The following is a 21,824-nucleotide window of genomic DNA, read 5'->3' as shown; positions in this document are numbered from 1 at the left end:
AAGCGGGAGGGGCTGATGACACTCGCGGAATGGTGCGTTCTTGGAACGCTGCTGCTTTACTTGTCTACGATCGTCGCAATCAAATGGATCAGGTTTCGCGGATTCGACAATTCACGCCCGCGCGATCCGGCTTTCTACGAAGACGCCATCGCACAGCGCGCGCTCGGCGCCCACCAGAACGGCATCGAGACGTTTCCGTTCTTCGCCTTCGCGGTGCTGCTCGCCGAATTCCGGGAGGCGCCCCAGCGGCTGATCGACGAACTCGCCGTGCTGTTCCTGATCGTGCGGATCGCCTACGTGCTGACCTATCTCGGCAACCGCCCGACGCTGCGCTCGATCCTCTTCAGCATCGGCTTTGCGATCAATCTCGGGATCTTCTTCATGCCGATGCTGAAGCGGTTTCTGCCGGTGTGAATTTCTTACCCTCCCCTGGAAGGTAGGCGCGGCATCTACTTCAAAAGCACGTCGTCCGCTCAGCCGCGATGTAGCCGAACAACAGGCCGGCGCCGAACAGCAGCACGAGGGCGGCGGCGCCGAATTCGATGCCGCGCATGAAGAGAGCGCCGCCGCCGTCGCGCCCGGCGCTGAGGCGGCTGGCGATGTCCTTGGCGGAGACGGCGATGATCGCGATGGCTGCGACCGTGATCGCGGTACCGAGCCCCATCAGGAGGGTCGCGGCGATGCCGGCCCAGAACAAGCCCTGGGCCAGCGCGAACACCAGCACCAGGATCGCGCCCGAGCAGGGGCGGATGCCGACGGTCAGGATCGCGCCGAAACCGCGCCGCCAGCCGCCGGGGCCGGCGAGCTCGCTCGGCGTGGGGCCATGGGAATGGCCGCAATGCTCGTCATGAACGTGGTCGTGACCGCCGTGATGATGGGCGTGCCCGTGATCGTGGTCATGATGATCATGGGCATCGTGATGATGGTGATGGCCGTGATCATGGTCGTGCGGCACGCCCGCGATCGCCGGCACCGGCTGGGCCGCCTGGAGCGCGCGGATGAAGGTGCGGCCCTTGACCCAGACCAGCCGCAAACCGAACAGCGCGATCAGTCCGTAGCTCGCGATCTCAATCGCGCCTTCCGCCTTGCACATGGTCCTGGCGGTGGCATTCAGCACCCAGGCCGAGATACCGACGATCAGGATCGCGACCAGCGACTGCATCAGCGCCGAGGCGAACGACAGTGCGATGCCGCGCCGCGCCGTCTCGCGGTTGGCGACGAGATAGGAGGCGATCACCGCCTTGCCGTGGCCGGGGCCGGCGGCGTGGAAGATGCCATAGGCAAACGAGATGAACAGCAGCGTCCACACCGCCGAGCCGTCGGTCTTCGCGGCGCGGATGGTCGACGACATCTGGCGATAGAATTCCGACTGCTTTGCCAAGAGCCAGCCGATGAAGCCGCCGGCCTCGGGCTCGGCCGCCTGCGCAGGGCGCGGCGCGCCAAAGGGATTTTGCGCGAGGAGATCGTGGAGCGCGGCGTCAGTCGCGCCGACGACGAGGAGAACGGCCGTGCAGGCGAGGATCCCACGTGCGAGCGGGGAGAGTTGCGGCTTCAAGGGCAATCCACCGTGATCTTGTTGGCGAACATCATGCCAAAGTTGGCGTTCGGGCCATCCATGAAAGTCTGCTCGTTGAGCTTCTGCGCGGTCGCCGTGCCATCGCTGGGCCGATCAAGCTTCATCTGGCAGCCGGCAGGCGCGCCGACCAGCTTCACCGGGTTGTCCTTGGCCATCTGGAAGTCGATGAAGAAGGAGCGGTCGAACACTTCCAGCATCAGTTGCTTGGGCTTCAGCGGCGTCTTCAGTGGCAAGGTGAAGTGCAAGGTCAGCACCGTGTCCTTGTAGTCGAGATAATAGTCGACCGGCTCGTTAAAGCGCTCCTTCTTGCCGTCGGCTCGCGCAAAGGTGAAGTAGGCATATTCCTTCAGCGACTCGACATTGGTCTGCGCCAGCGGCCCCAGCTCCTCGCGGGTGTAGGCGCCCTTCTTTTTGCTCTCGAGCCCCTGCACCGCATAGGCCGAGAACATGTCGTCGAAGGTCCAGGCGTGGCGAACGCCGGTAATCGAGCCGTCCTCGGCGTAGAGCAATTCGCTGGTCGCGGTGATCCAGACATGCGGATGCGCGCGCGCCGCGCCCGCCGCGAGCGTCATTGCGGCGGCGAGCAGCAGACCGAACAGGCTGCGCATTGAGTGTATCCGAACTGGCAAGATCATGAGCAGCTCACCGAAATCTTGTTGTCAAACAACAGACCGACAGCGACGTTTGCGCCACCCTCTTTGAAGGATTCCTCGCTCGCTTCCTGTGCCATTTTGCGGTCGCGTTCGTTGCCCATCGACGGCAGTAGCCGCACCTCGCAGCCGGCTGGAGCGCCAACCAGCTTGACCGGATGGTCCTTTGCCAGCTGGAAATCTATGAAAAACGTACGATCATAGATCTCCAACAAGACAGCCTTGGACTTCACAGGCGCCTTCAGCGGCAGCGTAAAATGCAGAGTGAGATGATCGTCCTTGTAGTCGTAGAAGTAATCGATCGGCTCTGCGAACCGGACTTTGCCGTTTACCTCCAAGAAAGCTCCGTCCGTTTTCAAGGAGGTGAAGTAAGCGCCTTGCTTCAATGACTCGACCTGAGCCTGCGCCAAAGGCGCCAGCTCCTCGCGGGAGTACGCGCCATCCGTCTTCCGCTGTAGTCCCTGCACTGCGTTGGCCGAGAACGCGCCGTCGAAAGTCCAGGCGTGGCGCACGCCGGTGATCGAGCCGTCCTCGGCGTAAAGTAGCTCGCTCGTCGCGGTAATCCAGACATGCGGATGGGCGCTCGCCGCGCCTGATGCGAGCATCATTGCGGCGGCGAGCAGCCATCCGAACAGGCGGCGCATCGTGCCCATCCCCATCGGCCGTGGCATCCAAACCCGCAGGATCATGGGCACTCCACCTCGATCGGGACGATGAACAACAAGCCGACAGCGACGTTCGCGCCGCCCTCCTTGAAGGTATCCTCGCTCGCATCCTGCAGCAGCTTGCGGTCCCGGTCGTCGCCCGCTGACCGCCGCAGCCATACCTCACAACCGGCTGGCGCACCGACGAGTTTGAGCGGATGCTCCTTTGCCAATCGAAAATCGATGAAAAAGGAACGATCAAAAATAGTCAGACGAACAGTCTTCGCCTTCACAGACGTTTGCAGCGGCAGCGTGAAATGCAGAGTGAGGTGGTCGTCCTTGTAATCGAAGAAGTAATCGACTGGCTCTGCAAACGGGAGCCTCTCGGCGGCCACCCTCAAGAAGGTGAAGTAGGTGTTATCCTTCAGTGACTCGACTTGGGTCTGCGCCAACGGCGTCAGCTCCTCACGGGTATAGGCGCCCTTAGACTTCCCGTGAAGGCCCTGCACAGCATTGGCCGAGAATGCGTCGTCGAAGGTCCAGGCGTGGCGCACGCCGGTGACGCTGCCGTCCTCGGCGTAAAGCAACTCGCTCGTCGCGGTGATCCAGACATGCGGATGGGCGCTCGCCGCGCCTGATGCGAGCATCATTGCGGCGGCGAGCAGCAGTCCAAACAGCGCTCGCATGCGGCTCAGGCCGCCTTGGCGCCGTCGAGCAGACCGCGGCGGCGGAGCAGCGCATCGGGCTCGGGCGGGCGGCCGCGGAAGGCCTCGTAGGCCGCTTCCGGATCGACCGATCCGCCCGAGGAGTAGATGTCGTCGTGGAGCCGTTTGGCCACGGCCGGGTCGAAGATGTTGCCGGCTTCCTCGAAGGCGCCGAAGGCGTCGGCGTCCATCACTTCCGACCACATGTAGCTGTAATAGCCGGCGGCATAGTGATCACCGGAGAAGATGTGGCCGAACTGCGTCGGACGGTGGCGCAGCGAGATCTCCTCGGGCATGCCGATCTTCTCGAGCTCCTTCTTCTCGAAGGCGCGGACATCCTGCGCGGCTGAGGCCGGCTGGGTGTGGAATTCGAGATCGACCAGCGCCGAGGAGACGAACTCGACTGTGGCAAAGCCCTGGTTGAATTTTCGCGCGGCCAGGAACCGTTGCAGCAGATCGTCCGGCAACGGCTCGCCGGTCTGGTAGTGTTTTGCGAACTGCTGGAGCACCTCGGGCCGCTCCTGCCAGTGCTCGTAGAGCTGCGAGGGCAGCTCGACGAAGTCGGTGAACACGGAGGTACCCGACAGCGACGGATAGGTCACGTTGGAGAGCATGCCGTGCAGGCCGTGGCCGAACTCGTGAAAGAGTGTGCGGGCATCGTCGGGCGAGAGCAGCGAGGGCTCACCATTGGCGCCCTTGGCAAAGTTGCAGACATTGATGATGAGCGGCGCGATCTCGCCGTCAAGCTTCTGCTGATCGCGCAGCGAGGTCATCCAGGCGCCGGAGCGTTTTGACGGCCGGGCATAGTAGTCGCCGTAGAACAGCGCCTTGTGCTTGCCGTCCGACCCCTTCACTTCCCAGACCCGCACGTCCGGGTGCCAGGCCGGGACGTCCTTGCGCTCGGCGAAGGTGATACCGAACAGGCGCGTGGCGCAGTCGAAGGCGGCGGCGATCATGTGGTCGAGCGTCAGATACGGCTTGATCGCCGCGTCGTCGAAATTGGCGCGCTGGAGACGGAGTTTTTCGGCATAGAAGCGCCAGTCCCAGGGTGCGAGCTTGAAATTGCCGCCCTCAGTGCTGATCAGCGTCTGCATCTCGTCGCGGTCGGCGAGCGCCCGTGCCCGCGCCGGCTTCCAGACCCGCTCCAGCAGGCCGCGCACCGCGTCCGGCGTCTTGGCCATGGAATCCTCGAGCCGGTAGGCGGCGAAGGTCGGGTAGCCCAGGAGCTTGGCGCTTTCTTCGCGCAGCTTCAGGATCTCGACGATGGTTCCGTTGTTGTCGTTGGCATTGCCGTTGTCGCCGCGCGCGGTGAAGGCCCTGTAGACCTTCTCGCGGAGGTCGCGCCGGGCCGAGCTCTTCAGGAACGGCTCGGTCGAGGAACGCGACAGCGTGATGATGGCCTTGCCCTCCATGCCGCGCTCTTCTGCCGCAGCTTTGGCGGCGGCGACAAAGCTCTCGGGCAGGCCCTGACGGTCCGCCTCCCCCAGCTCCATGAACCATTCCTGCTCGTCGCCGAGCAGATGGTGGCTGAAGCTGGTGCCGAGTTGGGCGAGTTTCTCGTTGATCTCCGCCATCCGCTTCTTGGCCTCCTCCGAGAGACCAGCGCCGGAGCGGTGGAAGCGGGTGTAGGTGCGTTCCAGCAGGCGAAGCTGCTCCGGGTCGAGAGCGAGATTGGCGCGGTTCTCGTGCAGATGGGCGATGCGGCCAAACAGCACGGCGTTCATCATGATCGGATTCCAGTGCCGCGCCATCCGCAAGGAAACCTCCTTGTCGATCTCCAGGATGGCCGGGTTGGAATGCGCCGAGACGAGATCGTAGAAGACGGAGGCGACCTTGCTCAGCAGCTTGCCGGAGCGCTCCAGCGCCGTGATGGTGTTGGCGAAGTCGGCCGCGGCGGGATCGTTGGTGATCGCCGCGATCTCGGCGGAATGGTCGACGAAGGCCTGCTCGAAGGCCGGCAGGAAGTGCTCCGGTTTGATCTCGTCGAAGGGCGGGGTCGCGAACGGCGTCACCCAGGCCTTCAGCAGCGGATTGGTCTCGGAGTCCGTAGTTTGGCGGGGTTCTGACATCGCTGGTCTCGTTTTTTGAGCCTGATTTGTTGGGGCCAGCTATAGCACGCGATGGGGCTTTTTTGGGCCATTTGGCCTTGCTCCCGCCCGCCTTTTCAGGGAGATTGCGGCCCTCGAAGCCACGGACCCCCAACGCCCATGAACGCACCTTCCTCGTCCTCCCGTCAGATCGTCTGGCCGAGCGTCATCACTGTCATAAGCGCCGCCATCCTGATCGGCGCCGAGGTGTTTGGCGCCGCGTTTGCCGGTGGCTGGGCGCTCGCGATCCTGTTCGGGCTCGGCGACCAGGGCACACACATCCTTCAGGCCGTGCTGTTCGCACTCGGCGTGCTGGTGATGACCGCCTTCATCCGCGCAGCCAAGCGCGTCGAGCCGTTCACGAAGCGCGGCTGACGCGTCTTGCGCGACTGAGTCACGCGCACGACACAGAAAACTTAACGCACGTTCATCTTCCGCGTCGCTCGCGCAACACTGCGCAAGCAGATGTTAGGCAATTCTGCTCACAGCCTAAAAAAAATCTTGCGAAGCAGAGTCAAAAGCCTTATGTGCGCTCTTGCCCAATTTCGCACGTGCCTGTGGTCGTGTGTCAGTCGGTAGGTATCCGGACAAGAGGCCGGACAGCCGCCAAGGGGTGAAGAAGCCGAGGGGCTCTTCGGAAGTGCGGAGGTCGCAAGACCCAAGCAAACCCGGAGCGTCCAGCATCTCTCTCAAAGAGATGCCTTGTCGAAGGTGACTTCACTTTTTGCAACCGTGACTGGCAGCCGGAGGCGAACCGGCGCACCCCGCTCTCAACGGGGGACGCGACTTAAAGCAACGACGGATCGGGCTTTTTTGGTCTCTACCGGCATTCCAACGCCGGCGCGGGCTACTGAAAAGGCTTGTCCTTCATTGCCAGGTGTGCGGGCGGGAAACTCTCCCAACCAATCCACGGCAGCACAGTCTGATCTGAGTCTTTGGCTCGTCGCGCCTCCATCGCGCGATCTGGCCGGAGCGCTCTTATCCGACGCAATTTTTTTGAACGGATCCCCGTCGCTGGGCCGTTTAGGAGAGTGCTATGACCGAACGTATTCAGGAATTCCTGCGCAACCGCCGCAGCGAGGGCCAGGACACCGAGCCGTGCCTCGTGGTCGACCTCGAAGTCGTGCGCGACAATTACCAGACCTTTGCCAAGGCGCTGCCCGACAGCCGCGTGTTCTATGCCGTCAAGGCGAACCCGGCGCCGGAAGTGCTGTCGCTGCTCGCGTCCATGGGCTCCTGCTTCGACACCGCGACGGTCGCCGAGATCGAGATGGCGCTGGCCGCTGGCGCCACGCCCGACCGCATCTCCTTCGGCAACACGATCAAGAAGGAGCGCGACATCGCGCGTGCCTTCGCGCTCGGCATTCGCCTGTTCGCGGTCGACTGCACTGCTGAAGTCGAGAAGATCGCCCGTGCCGCTCCCGGCGCGAAGGTGTTCTGCCGCATCCTCTATGACTGCGCCGGCGCCGAGTGGCCGCTGTCGCGCAAGTTCGGCTGCGACCCGGAAATGGCCGTCGACGTGCTCGACGTCGCCAAGGGCCTGGGTCTGGAGCCGTGCGGCATCTCGTTCCATGTCGGCTCGCAGCAGCGCAAGGTGAAGGCGTGGGACCGTGCGCTGGCGATGGCCTCGCAGGTGTTCCGCGACTGCGCCGAGCGCGGCATCAACCTGACCATGGTCAACATGGGCGGCGGCTTCCCGACCAAGTACCTGAAGGACGTGCCGCCGGTCGTCACCTACGGCCGCTCGATCTTCCGCGCGCTGCGCAAGCACTTCGGCAACCAGATTCCGGAGACCATCATCGAGCCGGGCCGCGGCATGGTGGGCAATGCCGGCATCATCGAATCCGAGGTCGTGCTCATCTCGAAGAAGAGCGACGAGGACGAGGTGCGCTGGGTCTATCTCGACATCGGCAAGTTCGGCGGTCTCGCCGAGACGATGGACGAGTCGATCCGTTATGCCATCCGCACCCCGCATGACGGCGCGGACATGACGCCGTGCGTGCTCGCAGGCCCGACCTGCGACAGCGCCGACGTGCTGTACGAGAAGAGCCCGTATCCGCTTCCCGTCACGCTCGAGATCGGCGACAAGCTGCTGATCGAGGGCACCGGGGCCTATACGTCGACCTACTCGGCGGTGGCGTTCAACGGTATCCCGCCGCTGAAGACGTACCACATCTAAGCTGCCTCCATTTCTGAGGCCTGACGAACCCGGGAGCCGGCTTGCCGGCTCCTTACCCATCATTTCGATCTGACGACGTCTTGAGCCGGCGCGCTTCTCGCACGCGGGTTCAAGCGGGGACTGACGCGCCATGACTGCTTTTCGGAAGACACAGGTTGACCTCACTTCGAATGCCGCTCCGTTCGCGATCCGCGCGGAGCGTGCTGCCGACGTTGCGATGCGTGAAGCGCTGCTGGATGCAAGCTTTGGCGACAACCGCCATGGCCGCACCTGCCAGCGCCTGCGCGACGGACGTGCACCTGCCGCAGGCCTCGCCCTGTCGGCTGTGCGCGAGGGGACTCTCGTGGGAACCGTGCGGCTGTGGCACGTCAGCGCCGGAGGCAGGCCCGCTCTGGTCCTCGGACCGCTAGCGGTGGACCCTGCCTGCCGCGAGCTCGGGATCGGCGCCGCGCTGATGCAACAAGCGCTGGCCGCCGCCCGGGCGCGCGGGCATGAAGCCGTAATCCTGCTCGGCGATGCCCCCTATTACGCCCGTTTCGGCTTCACGGGCGAGAAGACCGGCGCGCTCTCGCTGCCCGGCCCGTTCGAGCGCGACCGCCTGCTGGCGGTCGAATTCACCGACGGCGCGCTCGATGGCGCCGAGGGGATGATCGTTCCGACCGGAGCGGCCTTGCCCAAACGGAGGTCGGTTCGCGGCCTCGACGCGCAAGCGGCCTAAGGGATCGCCATCATGGTGACGACCCAAGCCGCGTTAAGCGGCAACGTCCGGCCGCGCCTGCGTCAGCCCCGGTTCGTTTGGGGTTGCGCGAGCCCCGGAAACGCCCTTTAACCCCACGAAATTCCCCTTTCAGTCGAGGCCGAACCCATGTCCCGTCGCCTGATCTCCACCGGCTCTCCCCTCGAGAAGACCGTCGGCTACAGCCGCGCCGTGATCGACGGTGAGTTCGCCTTCGTCGCGGGAACCACCGGCTATGACTACACCACGATGTCGATGCCTTCAGATGTCACGAGCCAGTCACGCAACTGCTTCAAGACCATCGAAGCCGCCCTGAAGGAGGGCGGTTTCGAGATGGCCGACATCGTCCGTGTGACCTACTACGTCACCGACGCGAGCACCATCGATGCCCACTTCGCCGTCTGCGGTGAGGTTCTCGGTGACATCAGGCCAGCGGCGACGTTGCTGGTCGTCACCGCCCTCGCCAAGCCCGAGATGAAGGTCGAAATCGAAGCGACCGCCAAGCGCCGCAGCATCTGAAAAGCGCCGCAGCGCCTGATCCTCCCCCCACCCATTGTCCGCCAGCACGTTCCGGAGAAACCATCCATGAGCCCCACCTCGCAGATCTACGCGAAGATCACCGGTCCCATCGTCATGGTCGGCTTCGGCTCCATCGGCAAAGGCACGCTGCCGATGATCGAGCGGCATCTCGACTACGACAAGTCGCGCGTCACCGTGATCGATCCCAAGGATGAGGGCCGCAAGGCGCATTGCGAGAAGCAGAATGTGCGCTTCATCCAGAAGGCCGTGACCAAAGACAATTATCGCGAGTTGCTGACCCCACTGCTCACCGAAGGCGGCGGCCAGGGCTTTTGCGTCAATCTGTCGGTCGATACCGGCTCGACCGACATCATGGAGCTCTGCAACGAGCTCGGCGCCCTCTATATCGACACCGTCAACGAGCCCTGGCTCGGCTTCTATTTCGATTCGTCGAAGGGCCCGGAAGCGCGCTCCAACTACGCGCTTCGCGAGGTGACGCTGGCCGCCAAGAAGGCGCGCCCCGCGGGCTCGACGACCGCCGTCTCCTGCTGCGGCGCCAATCCCGGCATGGTTTCGTTTTTCGTCAAGCAAGCGCTGCTCAATGTCGCCGGCGATCTGAAGCTCAATGCCCCCAAGCCGAAGACCAAGGCCGAATGGGCGGATCTGATGCGGCAGGCCGGGATCAAGGGCGTCCACATCGCAGAACGCGACACCCAGCGCTCGAAGAAGCCGAAAGATCCCGACGTTTTCGTCAACACCTGGTCGGTGGAAGGCTTTCTGTCGGAAGGCGTGCAGCCGTCCGAGCTCGGCTGGGGCACCCATGAAAAATGGATGCCCGAGAATGCGCACACCCACGAAGCCGGCTGCGGTGCTGCCATCTATCTGATGCAGCCCGGCGCCAACACGCGCGTGCGCACCTGGTGCCCGACCCGCGGCGCGCAATATGGCTTCCTCGTCACCCACAACGAATCGATCTCGATCTCCGATTACTTCACGGTGCGTGACGCATCGGGCAAGGCGGTCTATCGGCCGACCTGCCACTATGCCTATCATCCGGCTGACGATGCCGTGCTGTCGCTGCATGAAATGTTCGGCCGCGCCGCCAAGATGCAGGAAAAGCACCACATCCTCGATGAGAACGAGATCGTCGACGGCATCGACGAGCTCGGCGTGCTGCTGTTCGGCCATGACAACAATGCCTATTGGTACGGCTCGCAGCTTTCCATCGAAGAGACCCGCAAGCTCGCGCCCTATCAGAACGCCACAGGCCTGCAAGTGACCTCCGCCGTGCTCGGCGGCATGGTGTGGGCGCTGGAAAACCCCAGGGAAGGCATCGTCGAAGCCGACGAGATGGATTTCGATCGCCTGCTGGAAATCCAGCTGCCCTATCTCGGCCCGGTGAAGGGTTTCTACACCGACTGGACGCCGCTGACGGATCGTCCGGGACTGTTTCCGGAAGACATCGACACCAGCGATCCCTGGCAGTTCAGGAACGTGCTGGTGCGGTGAACCGCACTCTTCGTCATGGCCGGGCTTGTCCCGGCCATTCACGTCTTGGCAGCCGTCAAGAGAGAACGTGGATGCCCGGGCCTTCGCCTCGCCGAAGCGGCTTCGGCCGCGCAGGCGGGACAAGCCCGGGCATGACGATCAAGCGCAGTGTCGCTTGATCGTTACTTCGCCAGATAATCGAACGCCACGCTCCCGAGCCCCAGCGTCAAATCCACCTTGAAATGCAGCGCTGAGACGATCTCGCGCACCGGCAGCCTGGCGACGTCGGCCAGCGCGTGAGGAAACAGGCCGAGCGCGGCCGGGCCGGTCCAGGCTTCCTTCAGCGTGACGTCCTCGAGATGGAAGCGCACCAGTTCGCAGATCCGGGGGCTGCCGTCGACATGCGGGATGATCTTCAAAATGAAGTTCGGGGTCTTCAGGCTCTTGACGACCGCGTCATGATCGGCCGGCCGGTATTTGTAGCCCATGGTGGCGCTGGCGCAGAGCACCGAGCCGTAATGAAGCGTGCCGACCAGTGTATCACTTTCGACTTCGATCTTCGGCCTCGCGAGCTTCTTCGGAAACCCCCAGAGTTCGCGGCCTCCGGCGATCGGCCCTTCGTCGTCCAGATACATCGCATGGGTATAGCCGCCCTCCTCACCGTTGAAACGGACCGGGATCACCTGGCCGGTTTCGGTGTAATCGCCGAAGCCGGTCGAATCGGGCATGCGGATGAATTCGTATTTGACCAGCGGCTCGACGACCTCCAGCGGCTCCGGCACCACAGCGGCCAGCGCCTCGAGATCGGTCCGGTAGGTGATGATGAAATATTCGCGGTTGAAAAAACGATAGGGCCCCGGCGGAAACGAGGGGCTGGTGAGCGGCATCGAGTAGGCGGTTCGCCGGACGTCATCGATCTTCATGATTGGACCTGCCTGTCGTTCTGAACGAGGCCGGCAGTATGGGACAGCCGCGTGACACAAGCGAGATCGTAAAGGCGGCAGCGCGTCGGCGCCGCGACGCGATCGCGTCGCCCAGGAAGGACGGAGCTACTTCTCCTTGATCGGCGGGGCGATCTTCTCGGCCGGCGCTGGCGGCAACGCGGGCCTAGTGGCTGCGCCTTGGGTCTGCGGATCGGGCCGCGCGGGCTCGGGCGCCGGCGTCGTCGGCCGCTCGCCGCCGGGCTTGGCCTCCGCGGGCGCCTTGCTCTGGTCGTCGGACGGCGTGCCCTGGAGCGGCTGCGTCGCCTGCGCCAGCTCCATCCGGCTTTCGGCGCGGATTTGCGCCAGTGACATCATTGATACCGCGATGCCGGCTGCGAACAGCGAGCAGGCAATTGTCAGGTCGAGCTTCAGTCTGCGCTTGTCATCCTGGCCGGGCATGTCGATCACCGCCTTTGTCCGCGGGATCAACGAACTCGCGCGGCCGCGGTTCCGTGCCCGATAAGGCTGGAACCGCAAGCGCTCAGTCGGTGGTGCTGACTTCCCAGGTGGCGTGGCGCACGCCCGGCAGGTGCTGGAGGTCGGTCGCCACCGCGTTCAGCTCGTTCGGATCGACCGCGGTCGCGACCAGTTTTGCGACAATCTCGATCAGATCGTCCCCGGTCTCAACCACGTCGATATCGGCCACTGGATATTTCGCGTCCTCGAGCTTGTCGACCAGCCGGTCGCGCATGTCGGGCAAGGCGTCCGGCGCGACCGCCAGCTTGAAATAATAGGTCGCCTCCGACGTCTTTTCATTCAGCGGAATGCGGTTGATCGCGTTCACCAGCGGGCGCAGCAGCGTGTTGCCGGCAATGACGAACACGGTCAGCGCGGCCGCCTGGGCGACCATGTCGGCACCGGCGCAGGAGCCGACGGCGGCGGAGGCCCACAGCGTCGCCGCGGTGTTGAGCCCGCGCACGTCCATGCCCTGCTTCATGATGACGCCGGCGCCGAGGAAGCCGATGCCTGAGACGACGTAAGAGATCACCCGCACCGCACCGTCCGAGCCGGTCAGGTGCATGGCGAGGTCGACGAAGGCGGCAGCCCCGACCGCGACCAGCACGTTGGTGCGCAGGCCCGCGGTCCGCTGCCTATATTGCCGCTCGGCGCCGATCAGCGTGCCCAGCACGAAGGCAGTGAACAGGCTGACCAGCGTGTCGGCGAAGTCGGCAATCTGGAAGGTCGTCAGAAACCGCATAGAACCCTATACGGTCAGAACGATGACAGATCAAAGCTCCAGAAGACCGCCGTCGCCATTTTCATCGGCGAACGCCAGCAGCGTGCCTTTGGCGTTCCACGCCAGCGCAGCCACCGGCGGGGTGCCGTTGCGGCGGACCAGGATCTCCGCGCCGTCCTCCAGCCGCACCATCAGCACGGTGCCGTCGCTATAACCGGCGGCGAAGATGTCGTTCTTCGGGTGGCAGGCGACGACCGAGACGCGGGCCTGGAGCGGCGCGAGCATCGCAGGCTCCTTGCCCATCGGACCGTCCTTGCTGGCGAACGGCCAAATGATGACGGTGTCGGCGCCCGAGGTCGCCAGCCCCTTGCCGCCCGCGCTCCAGGACATCGAACGGACGCGACCGGGATAGCCGGTCATGCGCATGTGCCTGTTGTCGGCGAGCCGCCAGCCGTGCAGCGCCGATTCGTGCATGGTGGTGACCAGGAATTTGTTGTCCGGACTAAAGGTGACGCCGAGATGCGAGCCGGCCCAGGGCAGGAATTCGGCCGATCCCTCCATGTTCGGAAACCACAGCGTCGCGCCGTTGTAATGCGCGATCGCGAGCCGCAGGCCTTTTGGCGCGAAGGCGAGCCCGCCCACGGTCGAAGGCACCTCAAGCGACTTCCCTTCGTTCTTGCCGCTCTTGACGGTCGCGACCTTGCCAGCCGACCAGGCGAAGGCTCCGTCGGGATGCAGTGCCACCGCGTCGATCCAGCGCCGCTTCGGATCGGTGGCGAGCAGCGTCACCTCGCCCTTGGCGTCGAGCGCGACAACTTTACCGTCGTCGCCGCCCATGATGAGGCGCTTGCCGTCGGAGGCAACTGAGAGAATGCCGCCGCTATGAACGGCGACCGTGGAGATCTCGCCCTTGGCGTCGACGAAGGCGACATTCTCCTCGGCGCCGACGAAGGCGGCGCGGGGGCCAAGGAAATGCGCCGAGGTCACGCCCATGCCGAGCGTAACCGGCTTGACGCGGTCGGTGACGGAAACGATCGAGGCGGAATCGGGAGCCGGCGTGAACTCTTTCATCACGAGACGATGCAGCTCTCGAAGCCCGTGCGAATGAGCTCTTCCGGCAATTCGCGGCCGATGAAGACGAGGCGGCTCTGGCGCGGCTCGCCGTCCTTCCACTTCCGCTGATGGTTGCCCTCCAGCATCATATGGACGCCCTGGAAGACGTAGCGATCGTCATCGTCGTGGAAGGCGAGGATGCCCTTGGAGCGCAAAATCTTGCCGCCCTCGACCTGCACCAAATTCTGGAGCCAGGGCATGAACACGTTGGGATCGAGCGGCTTGTCGGTCTTGAGCGACAGCGACTGCATGTCCTCGTCGTGATAGTGCTTCAGGCCGTGGCCGTGATCATGGTGGTGGTCGTGGCCGTGATGATCATGGTCGTGGCCGTGATCGTCGGCATTGAGAAAGTCCGGCTCGATGTCGAGAATGCGGTCGAGGTCGAACGCACCGCGATCGAGCACGTCGGCCAGCGCCACCGAGCAACGCTCGGTGCGATGCAGCTTGGCATAGGGGTTGATGGCGCGGATGCGGGCCTCAACCTCGGCAAGCTCTCCCTTGGTGACGAGGTCGGTCTTGTTCAGCACGATCACATCGGCAAAGGCGATCTGGTTCTTGGCCTCGGGCGCGTCCTTGAGCCGGTCGGACAGCCATTTGGCGTCGGCGACCGTGACGACCGCGTCGAGCCGCGCGTTCTTCTGCACGTCCTCGTCGACGAAGAAGGTCTGGGCGACGGGCGCGGGATCGGCAAGGCCCGTGGTCTCGACGATGATGGCGTCGAACTTGCCCTTGCGCTTCATCAAACCGTCCATGATGCGCACGAGGTCGCCGCGCACGGTACAGCAGATGCAGCCGTTGTTCATCTCGAACACTTCCTCATCGGCGCCGATGATGAGGTCGTTGTCGATGCCGATCTCGCCGAATTCGTTGACGATGACGGCGTATTTCTTGCCGTGATTTTCCGACAGGATGCGGTTCAACAGCGTCGTCTTGCCGGCACCGAGATAGCCGGTCAGGACGGTCACGGGAATTTTCTGGGAGGTCGCTTCAGACATAACTACTCCGGGGTCGGGCTTTTCCGCGCGACACACGGCGGGGTGGCCCCCTGCCCTAGTGGTCAAGCGCGCTGGTCAGGGCCTTTATATTGTGCCTGACCATATCAATGTAAGTGGGTGCAGGCCCCTTTTCGCCGGTCAAACCGTCCGAAATCAGGGTCCCGCCGACCTTTGCGCCCGTCTCGGCCGCAATCCGCCGGATCAGCCGGTCGTCGCTGATATTTTCGAGAAATACCGCCGGGATTTTTTGGGTCCTGATCTGACCGATGATGCCCGCAATATCCCGCGCGCTGGGCTCGGTTTCCGTGGAGACGCCCAGGGGGGCCACGAACTGGACGCCATATTCGGCGGCGAAATAGCCGAAAGCATCGTGGGTCGAGATCACCTTGCGCCGCTCCGGCGGGATCTTGGCCACGGCATCCCGGACCTCGCGATCGAGGGCTTCGAGCTCTTCCAGATAAGCTTTTGCCTGGGTGCGGAAGAACTCCGCATCATCCGGGTCGGCCGCGGCCAGCGCATTGGCGATGTCGGTCACATAAACCCTGGCGTTGGGGACGGATTGCCAGGCATGGGGGTCGGCGGCCGAGCCGAGCTTCAGCGGCGCAATGCCGGCGCTCGCGGTGACGACGGTCGCCTTGCTGCCGGAGGATTGCACGAGGCGCGGCAGCCAGCCTTCGAGGCCGAGCCCGTTGACGATGACGAGCCTTGCATCCGCGATCCGCTTCGCGTCGCTTGGCGCGGGCGTGTAGACGTGGACGTCGCTGTCGGGGCCGACCAGCGTCGTGACATTGACCCGATCTCCCCCAACAGCGCGGACGAAATCGCCGAGAATCGAGAAGCTCGCGACGACATTGAGCCGCTCCGCCGCGTGCAGCGGCGAGGCGATGAGCAGAAGCACGCAAAGCAGGAGACGCCGCATCGTCACGCTTCCAGATGCCGGCCGGGAAACAGCTGCCTGACAACGCCACCGACGCGGCCGAACAGGACGGAGACGATGTAGAGTCCACTCGCCACGAGGATGATCGCAGGCCCGGACGGCACGCGCGTCTGGAACGACACCACGAGGCCAGCATAACCGGAGACGGCGGCCGCGACGACCGCAATGCAGATCATGACGGTGAGATCGCGCGACCAGAACCGCGCAATGCCGGCCGGCAGGATCATCAGGCCGACGGCCAAGAGCGTGCCGAGCGCCTGAAAGCCGTTGACGAGGTTGATCACGACCAGCGCGAGGAAAGCGAGATGCGCAGGTCCCCCGGCGCGGCTCACGGTGCGCAAGAACAAGGGATCGACGCTCTCGATCACCAGCGGGCGATAGATCACCGCGAGCACCAGCAACGTCACCGTGGCGTTGAAGGCGACCACCAGCAGGGTCTGGTCGTCCATCGCGAGGATGTTGCCGAACAGCACGTGCAGCAGGTCGATATTGGTGCCCTTGATCGAGACGATGGTGACGCCCAGCGCCAGCGAGGCCAGGTAGAACGTCGCCAGCGACGCGTCCTCCTTCAGCCCGGTCGAGCGCGCGACCACGCCGGCGAGGATTGCCACCGCAAAGCCCGCGATCAGCCCGCCCGCCGTCATCGCAAACAAATTGAGGCCCGAGAGCAGGAAGCCGACGGCCGCGCCGGGCAGGATCGCGTGCGCCATGGCATCGCCGACGAGGCTCATCCGCCGCAGCATCAGGAACACGCCGATCGGCGCCCCCGCCAGCGACAGCGCGATCACGGCGGCTAGCGCCCGCCGCATGAACTCGAATTCGGCGAACGGACCGATCAGCGCGTCATAGAGCATCTGTGATCATGCCGCCTGCGAGTGCCCATCATCGCCTGCGCAGGCCGTCGCGCTGTCGTCGAACGCCTCGCACATCCGCATCGCGACCATCAAATTTTCCGGGGTCAGCACCTCCGCCGTCGGTCCCCACGCCACGGGGCCGCGCGCCAGCACCAGCGTCTCGCTGAAATGGCTACGCACCATCTCCATGTCGTGAAGTGCTGCGAGCACGGTGCGGCCCTCGCCGTGCCAGTGCTTCACCAGCGCGAGCAGGTCAGTTGTGGTTTTGCTGTCGATCGCGTTGAAAGGCTCGTCGAGCACGATCAGGCGCGCATCCTGGAGCAACACGCGCGCGAACAGCACGCGCTGCATCTGGCCGCCCGAGAGCGTGCCGATGGGTCGGTTCTCAAAACCGTTGAGACCCACGGACGCGATCGCGCGGAGAATCTTTTCGCGCGCCGCCTTGCCGATGCCGCCGAACAGACCGGTGCCGCGCCATAGCCCGGTGCCGACGAAGTCGTACACCGAGATCGGGAAGCTGCGGTCGATCTCCGCGCTCTGCGGCAGATAGGCGATATCGCGGCTATCGAGCCCGCCGAGATGGATGCTGCCGTCGAGCGGCTTCAGGATGCCGACGATGCCGCGCAGCAGCGTCGACTTGCCGGCGCCGTTCGGACCGATCACGGCGACCAGCGCGCCGGACGCAACCTCGCCGTTGAGATGATGGACGGCCGGGTGGCGGTCATAGCCGAGCGTGACATTGTGGAAATGGACAGCCGACATGGTCACCTCATCGCCAGGAAGACGACGCCCCAGAGCACGGCGCAGACGGCCAATGCGGCCGACAGGCGTGCTGCCAAGGTCATGCGCAGGATCGACCATGGTGCGTCCTGGGCCGGATGCGGCGAGGCCGCGTCATGCACATGGGCGTGGCTGTGATCGTGTCCGTGCGAATGCCCGTGGTCGAGGCCATGAGCATCGTCGTGATGATGGGGGTGAGACGCGGCGGGAACCATGCCAAGGACGTTATATTATAACATTACGCCTGTCCACGGCCGGCTCAGGGCTTGCCAATCACCATCGCGATGGCGGCGGCCACGAACGGAAAGGGCACCGACACCGCACAGCGGAACCAGACGAAACGGGCCGGCATGAACGGGATTTCCCACAAAATCACCCGCTGGAAGGCAAACAGCGCCCAGGCGACGACATAAGCGACCACCTGCGGCACCCCGCCGCCCGACTTCAGCGCCACCGTACCGATGGAGAAGCCGATCACCGGGCCGCCGGGCGTGGCGGCACCGGCGACCACGGCGGTCGCAACCCCGAGCCAGCCGCTGTCCGGGCCAAGCCAGCCGGTGATCACCTCCTGGGGGATGATGGCGGCGATGTAGCCGGAGCCGATCACACCCAGCGCGATCCGCGGCACGATGTTGATGAAGTCCATCGAACCTTCGCGCAGCGAGGCCTTGAACACCGGAGGACCGCGGCGGAAGGCAATCAGGCCGACGCCGAAAACCGAGCCCCACAACAGGATGTCGATGAAAAGTGCTGCGCTCAATTCTCGTCGTCCTTCGCAGCCGGCGTCGGATAGAGCCGGACATAGACGAAGCGGCCGAGGCTGCCTGCGAGCACCGGCAGCGGCAGCGAGATCAGGATCCGCCACAGCGTGAAATCGGTGCCCATGATCGGGATTTCCCAGGCGACTGCCCGGCCATAGCCGATCAGGGTCCAGCTCACGACCATGGCGATGGTGGCGCCGAAATCGGCGCCGACCGCGAGCAGCGCGCTCGCGACCGGATAGGCGGTGAAGGGGCCGCCGGGCAGGATCGCGCCGAAGGCGGTGCCGATCAGAAGGCCCTTCAGGCCAGATTTCGGCCCGAGCGCGCGAGAGACCTTTTCGTGCGGCAGGATCTCGGAGATGAAGGCGCCGAGCAGGCAGCCGGCCAGTACGCGCGGCAGGATGCCGCCGAACAGGGAGAGATCGTGGGTCAGAATTTCGAGAACGCCGTCGGTGCCGTCACGCCGCCAGACCAGCGCCGCGCTCACTGCCACCAGCACCGCGATCATGATCGTCGACCAGCCGATCGGCTTGCGGACGCGTCCCGGCCGCGGCTCGGACTCCGCGTCCTCGGCAGGCGCCGGATTGTTCGGGGAAGGTTCTGACAATTTCCGTGGGTCGGCTGGAAGGGAGGCCCTTTCTGATTAAGGGCGGCGCCCGCGTCATGCAAACGGAACGATCACAGGTCGATACGCGCACTGCGCAGGACTCATTCGGCGAATTCCGCACAGCAAAAAGGCGGCCGCAAACGCGACCGCCTTTCTCGATTTCGTCAGTCCGAGGGCGGCGACTTACGCCTTGTCGAACAGGGACTCGACGTATTCCCAGTTCACGAGGTTTTCGACGAACGCCTTGAGATAGTCGGGACGACGGTTGCGGTAGTCGATGTAATAGGAGTGCTCCCAGACGTCGCAGCCGAGGATCGGGGTGGCGCCGTGCACCAGCGGATTCTCGCCGTTCGGGGTCTTGGCGATCTCGAGCTTGCCGTTCTTGACCTGGAGCCAGCACCAGCCCGAGCCGAACTGGCCGACGCCGGCCGCCTGGAAGTCGGTCTTGAATTTCTCGAAGCCGCCGAGGTCTTCGTTGATCTTCTTCTCGAGCTTGCCCGGCAGCTTGGTGCCGCCGCCGTTGGGCTTCATCCAGCTCCAGAAGTGGAGGTGGTTGTAGTGCTGGCCGGCATTGTTGAACACCGCGGGGTTCTTGCCGAACGAGCCCGTGACGATCTCCTCAAGGGATTTACCTTCCCATTCGGTGCCCTTGAGCGCGTTGTTGCCGTTGGTGACATAGGCCTGATGATGCTTGTCGTGGTGGAATTCCAGCGTCTCCTTCGACATGAACTGGCCGAGGGCGTCATAGGCGTAAGGGAGTGGGGGCAGCGTAAAGGTCATGGGTTGTTGTCCGCGACTGATGGGGAACGAGGCTTAACGGTCACCCCTTATAGAAGGTTCCGCGGCCGTTAAATACCTCTGAATTTGCGAAAACGCGTGATGGGATCGCTTGGCCGGATTACTTAAAATCGTCGCAGCATGCGCTGGTTCGTCAGCCCTGCGGTTCGTCGTAAAATATCATTGCCTTTGAAGCGCTTATGACAGAACGAATGCTTCACGGAGCGGGGCTGCGAAAGGCAGAACGATGAGCATCGAGATCGACATTTTGAACGGCGACGCCTCGTGGCGGATCGCGGAGCCGCTGCATCAGGCGGTCTGGGGACCGCACATGGTCGCGGATAAGCCCTGGGCTCATGTCAAATGGGCCAATGCCGATTTGCGCGTGCTGATCGAGACGCCCGAGGACGGCCTCGTCTGCCACGTCGGCATCTATTTTCGCACCGTCATCTGGAACGGGCAGAAGGTCCATGCCGGCGGCATCGGCGGCGTCTGCACCCGCGAGGACCAGCGCGGCCGCGGCTATGCGACCATGGCGATCGACGCAGCCGTGCACACCATGCGCGCCAACGAAGCCGTCCGCTTCGCGTTGCTGTTCTGCGAGCCGCACAATGTCGCGTTCTACCAGGCCCGCAGCTGGCTGCCCTTCAACGGCGAGGTCTATTGCGAGCAGCCGGAGGGGCGGATCCGTTTCACCGACATGGCGCCCTATGTCTTCAACATCGTCCGCGCGCCGACGCTCGGCACCATCGACCTCTGCGGTCTGCCCTGGTGAGCCCTGCGTGACGACTGGCTGGCGTGGGCGCAGACCACCCGGTAATATGTCGATCATCATCTGATATTCCGCTCGGTGAACATGACGATCGACGCCCCGATAGACGCCGCCCCGCCGCATGCACCGGTTGCCTCCCCCATCGCCAGCCTGCTGACCGCGCCGATCCTGCCGACGCTGCTGCGGCTCGCGATCCCCAACATGATCGCGATGGTCGGCAGCACGCTGGTTGCGATTGCAGAGACCTCCTATATCGGCCGGCTCGGCACCATTCCGCTGGCGGCGATCGCGCTGGTGTTTCCGTTCGCGATGCTGACGCAGATGATGAGCGCGGGCGCGATGGGTGGCGGCGTCTCCTCCGCGATCAGCCGCGCGCTCGGCGCCGGCGACCATAACCGCGCCGCGACGCTGGCGCTGCACGCCGCCATCATCGGCCTTTGCGGCGGACTGTTCTTCACGGTAATGATGCTCGCCTTCGGCCGCAGCTTCTTCACGCTGCTTGGCGGCCGTGAGCGCGTGCTCGAGGAAGCCTGCGGCTATTCACAGATGCTGTTTTCCGGCGCCATCGCGATCTGGCTCGTCAACACGCTGGCCTCGGTGATCCGCGGCACCGGCGACATGCGCCTGCCTTCGATGATTCTGATCGGAACCAGCGTGATCCAGATCGCGCTCGGCGGCACGCTGGGGCTCGGCCTGTTCGGCGTGACACAATTCGGCATGCCCGGTGTCGCCGCCGGCCAGCTGATCGCCTTCAGCTGCGCTGCAATCTTCTTCCTCTGGTATCTGTTGTCCGGCCGCAGCCGGTTGCCGCTGAAGATCCGCGCCTTCCATTTCGAGCGCGTGATGTTTCTGGACATTCTCAAAGTCGGCGCCGTCGCCTGCCTGTCACCGCTCCAGACCGTACTCACCATCCTAATCTTCACAAAAATCCTGGCGACCTTCGGCACCGAGATGCTCGCCGGCTACGGCATCGGCTCGCGGCTGGAATTCTTGCTGATCCCGATCACCTTCGCCTTCGGCATCGCCTCGGTGCCGATGGTCGGCATGGCGATGGGCGCCGGCCAGATCAAGCGCGCGCGGCGTGTGGCCTGGACCGCGGCTGCGGCCTCCGGACTCACCGTCGGCCTGATCGGGCTCGTCATCGCGCTCGATCCCGCCTTGTGGACGTCGCTCTTCACCAGCGATCCCGGCGTCACCGCCGCCGCGCACAGCTATTTCCATTGGGCTGGCCCGGCCTTCGTGTTCTTCGGCATCGGCGTGTCACTCTACTTCTCCTCGCAGGGCGCGGCGCGCGTCGGCGGGCCGGTACTGGCCTCCACCGCGCGGCTTCTGATCGTCGCGATCGGCGGCGTCGGCCTCATGATGGCCCAGGCGCCGGCCTGGACATTGTTTGCCCTGGTCGGCGGCGCCATGGTCGTGTTCGGGCTTTCGACCGCAGCCTCGGTCGCCTTTGCGCGCTGGGGCAAATGAGCGCAGGCAGATAGA

General features: G+C 64.3%; 25 protein-coding genes. 8 read left to right on the top strand and 17 right to left on the bottom strand.

The genetic code is table 11. The annotated features are described in order from the left end of the window. Window positions 1–15: 15 nt before the first annotated feature. Window positions 16–414 (top strand): MAPEG family protein, encoded by a 399-nt coding sequence (locus BMW89_RS31565; RefSeq protein ID WP_092033647.1) that lies wholly within the window; start codon window positions 16–18, stop codon window positions 412–414. A gap of 40 nt (window positions 415–454) precedes the next feature. Here BMW89_RS31565 and BMW89_RS31560 read toward each other — a convergent pair whose 3' ends face one another. The 5 genes from BMW89_RS31560 to BMW89_RS31540 are packed head-to-tail and all read right to left on the bottom strand — an operon-like array spanning window position 455 to window position 5,643. Then, window positions 455–1,555: a nickel/cobalt transporter gene (locus BMW89_RS31560; protein WP_177196458.1), complete on the bottom strand. Its 1,101-nt coding sequence runs from the start codon at window positions 1,553–1,555 to the stop codon at window positions 455–457. Then, the gene (locus BMW89_RS31555; protein WP_092033642.1) at window positions 1,552–2,184 is read right to left on the bottom strand and encodes a DUF1007 family protein; all 633 of its coding nucleotides are present in this window, start codon (window positions 2,182–2,184) and stop codon (window positions 1,552–1,554) included. Before BMW89_RS31555 ends, BMW89_RS31560 begins: the two co-directional genes overlap by 4 nt. A 23-nt stretch (window positions 2,185–2,207) precedes the next feature. After that, window positions 2,208–2,870: a DUF1007 family protein gene (locus BMW89_RS31550; RefSeq protein WP_502686410.1), complete on the bottom strand. Its 663-nt coding sequence runs from the start codon at window positions 2,868–2,870 to the stop codon at window positions 2,208–2,210. Window positions 2,871–2,911: 41 nt separating this feature from the next. Then, complete coding sequence (locus BMW89_RS31545; RefSeq protein ID WP_092033637.1) at window positions 2,912–3,556, bottom strand: DUF1007 family protein; 645 nt, start codon at window positions 3,554–3,556, stop codon at window positions 2,912–2,914. Between the two features lie 5 nt (window positions 3,557–3,561). Then, window positions 3,562–5,643 (bottom strand): M3 family metallopeptidase, encoded by a 2,082-nt coding sequence (locus BMW89_RS31540; RefSeq protein ID WP_092033634.1) that lies wholly within the window; start codon window positions 5,641–5,643, stop codon window positions 3,562–3,564. A gap of 138 nt (window positions 5,644–5,781) precedes the next feature. Here BMW89_RS31540 and BMW89_RS31535 point away from each other — a divergent pair, with 138 nt between their 5' ends. From BMW89_RS31535 to BMW89_RS31510, 5 genes are all read left to right on the top strand, one after another. Then, complete coding sequence (locus BMW89_RS31535; RefSeq protein ID WP_092033631.1) at window positions 5,782–6,036, top strand: hypothetical protein; 255 nt, start codon at window positions 5,782–5,784, stop codon at window positions 6,034–6,036. Window positions 6,037–6,697: 661 nt separating this feature from the next. Beyond that, window positions 6,698–7,840 (top strand): type III PLP-dependent enzyme, encoded by a 1,143-nt coding sequence (locus BMW89_RS31525; protein ID WP_092033628.1) that lies wholly within the window; start codon window positions 6,698–6,700, stop codon window positions 7,838–7,840. A 130-nt stretch (window positions 7,841–7,970) separates the two neighbouring features. Next, window positions 7,971–8,558, top strand: a complete 588-nt coding sequence (locus tag BMW89_RS31520; protein ID WP_092033625.1) for a GNAT family N-acetyltransferase — start codon at window positions 7,971–7,973, stop codon at window positions 8,556–8,558. Window positions 8,559–8,705: 147 nt separating this feature from the next. Beyond that, a complete protein-coding gene (locus BMW89_RS31515) occupies window positions 8,706–9,095 on the top strand; it encodes a RidA family protein (protein ID WP_092033622.1) in 390 nt (129 codons plus the stop codon). A 66-nt stretch (window positions 9,096–9,161) separates the two neighbouring features. Then, complete coding sequence (locus tag BMW89_RS31510; protein ID WP_092033619.1) at window positions 9,162–10,604, top strand: homospermidine synthase; 1,443 nt, start codon at window positions 9,162–9,164, stop codon at window positions 10,602–10,604. 161 nt (window positions 10,605–10,765) lie between these two features. Here the strand turns inward: BMW89_RS31510 and BMW89_RS31505 are convergent, their stop codons facing one another. The 12 genes from BMW89_RS31505 to BMW89_RS31450 form a co-directional block, all read right to left on the bottom strand. Next, complete coding sequence (locus BMW89_RS31505; RefSeq protein WP_092033616.1) at window positions 10,766–11,506, bottom strand: acetoacetate decarboxylase; 741 nt, start codon at window positions 11,504–11,506, stop codon at window positions 10,766–10,768. A gap of 126 nt (window positions 11,507–11,632) precedes the next feature. Then, the gene (locus tag BMW89_RS37560; protein ID WP_177196457.1) at window positions 11,633–11,965 is read right to left on the bottom strand and encodes a hypothetical protein; all 333 of its coding nucleotides are present in this window, start codon (window positions 11,963–11,965) and stop codon (window positions 11,633–11,635) included. Window positions 11,966–12,047: 82 nt separating this feature from the next. Continuing rightward, the gene (locus BMW89_RS31495) at window positions 12,048–12,764 is read right to left on the bottom strand and encodes an MgtC/SapB family protein (protein WP_092033610.1); all 717 of its coding nucleotides are present in this window, start codon (window positions 12,762–12,764) and stop codon (window positions 12,048–12,050) included. Window positions 12,765–12,794: 30 nt separating this feature from the next. Continuing rightward, the gene (locus BMW89_RS31490) at window positions 12,795–13,814 is read right to left on the bottom strand and encodes a WD40 repeat domain-containing protein (RefSeq protein ID WP_177196456.1); all 1,020 of its coding nucleotides are present in this window, start codon (window positions 13,812–13,814) and stop codon (window positions 12,795–12,797) included. Continuing rightward, window positions 13,814–14,851 carry a CobW family GTP-binding protein gene (locus BMW89_RS31485; RefSeq protein WP_092033604.1) on the bottom strand — a complete coding sequence of 346 codons (1,038 nt, stop codon included), beginning with the start codon at window positions 14,849–14,851 and terminating at the stop codon, window positions 13,814–13,816. Before BMW89_RS31485 ends, BMW89_RS31490 begins: the two co-directional genes overlap by 1 nt. 55 nt (window positions 14,852–14,906) lie before the next feature. Beyond that, complete coding sequence (locus BMW89_RS31480; protein ID WP_092033601.1) at window positions 14,907–15,770, bottom strand: metal ABC transporter solute-binding protein, Zn/Mn family; 864 nt, start codon at window positions 15,768–15,770, stop codon at window positions 14,907–14,909. A 2-nt stretch (window positions 15,771–15,772) separates the two neighbouring features. Further along, window positions 15,773–16,642 carry a metal ABC transporter permease gene (locus BMW89_RS31475; protein WP_092033598.1) on the bottom strand — a complete coding sequence of 290 codons (870 nt, stop codon included), beginning with the start codon at window positions 16,640–16,642 and terminating at the stop codon, window positions 15,773–15,775. A gap of 6 nt (window positions 16,643–16,648) precedes the next feature. Then, a complete protein-coding gene (locus BMW89_RS31470; protein ID WP_177196455.1) occupies window positions 16,649–17,404 on the bottom strand; it encodes a metal ABC transporter ATP-binding protein in 756 nt (251 codons plus the stop codon). 2 nt (window positions 17,405–17,406) lie between these two features. Beyond that, window positions 17,407–17,637 (bottom strand): hypothetical protein, encoded by a 231-nt coding sequence (locus BMW89_RS31465; protein ID WP_092033592.1) that lies wholly within the window; start codon window positions 17,635–17,637, stop codon window positions 17,407–17,409. A 44-nt stretch (window positions 17,638–17,681) separates the two neighbouring features. Then, entirely contained in the window at window positions 17,682–18,182 is a 501-nt protein-coding gene (locus BMW89_RS31460; RefSeq protein WP_018316197.1) for a hypothetical protein, read from the bottom strand. After that, complete coding sequence (locus BMW89_RS31455) at window positions 18,179–18,790, bottom strand: permease (protein ID WP_092033587.1); 612 nt, start codon at window positions 18,788–18,790, stop codon at window positions 18,179–18,181. Before BMW89_RS31455 ends, BMW89_RS31460 begins: the two co-directional genes overlap by 4 nt. Window positions 18,791–18,973: 183 nt before the next feature. Next, window positions 18,974–19,570 (bottom strand): superoxide dismutase, encoded by a 597-nt coding sequence (locus tag BMW89_RS31450; RefSeq protein ID WP_092033584.1) that lies wholly within the window; start codon window positions 19,568–19,570, stop codon window positions 18,974–18,976. Between the two features lie 244 nt (window positions 19,571–19,814). Between BMW89_RS31450 and BMW89_RS31445 the strand changes: the two genes are divergently transcribed. Together BMW89_RS31445 and BMW89_RS31440 are read left to right on the top strand one after the other, a co-directional pair. Beyond that, window positions 19,815–20,342: a GNAT family N-acetyltransferase gene (locus BMW89_RS31445; protein WP_092033581.1), complete on the top strand. Its 528-nt coding sequence runs from the start codon at window positions 19,815–19,817 to the stop codon at window positions 20,340–20,342. An 81-nt stretch (window positions 20,343–20,423) separates the two neighbouring features. Beyond that, window positions 20,424–21,809 carry an MATE family efflux transporter gene (locus BMW89_RS31440; RefSeq protein ID WP_177196454.1) on the top strand — a complete coding sequence of 462 codons (1,386 nt, stop codon included), beginning with the start codon at window positions 20,424–20,426 and terminating at the stop codon, window positions 21,807–21,809. The last annotated feature ends 15 nt before the right edge of the window (window positions 21,810–21,824 follow it).

It is taken from the genome of Bradyrhizobium sp. OK095, from assembly GCF_900109945.1.
Classification (GTDB): Bacteria; Pseudomonadota; Alphaproteobacteria; order Rhizobiales; family Xanthobacteraceae; genus Bradyrhizobium.
This window is presented reverse-complemented; position numbering and strand designations above follow the sequence as displayed.